The organism is Corallococcus sicarius (assembly GCF_003611735.1).
Classification (GTDB): Bacteria; Myxococcota; Myxococcia; order Myxococcales; family Myxococcaceae; genus Corallococcus; species Corallococcus sicarius.
The window spans coordinates 1-413 of sequence record NZ_RAWG01000775.1 but is presented as its reverse complement, the minus strand read 5'-3'; the positions used below and the strand labels follow the sequence as shown (position 1 = coordinate 413).

Annotated in this window: 1 pseudogene; it reads right to left on the bottom strand. The window is 65.4% G+C overall.

The features are described 5' to 3' along the window. A pseudogene (locus D7X12_RS45790) lies at window positions 1-354 on the bottom strand (copper-transporting ATPase); the annotation flags it as partial. Window positions 355-413: the final 59 nt, after the last annotated feature.

The following is a 413-nucleotide window of genomic DNA, read 5'->3' as shown; positions in this document are numbered from 1 at the left end:
GAGTTGGGTCAGGGCCTGCGGTGTTGTCGTCTTCACGCGATCGGAAACCGACAGCAGGCCAGCAAGGACCCCATCGACCGCCAGGTACATCACACTGGCGCCTCGGGCTCGCATGGCGTCTGCCTCGGTGGAGGCGGCATCGACAGCAACCGCGTGCGCCTGCATCAGCGAGGTGTTGCCGAGCGCCAGGCTTCGCCCAGCGACGTGTCCTCTCACGCCGATCCCTGACGCGGTTTCAAAATCTTCCGGCCGCTCGAGCGCGAGCCCCTGTTCGCGCGCTTGCGCCACGATCGCAGCGGCCAAGGGGTGCTCACTACCTTGGTCCAGACTGGCCGCCAAGCGCAAGACGTCCATGTCGGAAAATCCATTGAGGCCAATGGCCCGATCGAATGAGGGGCGCCCTTCGGTCAACG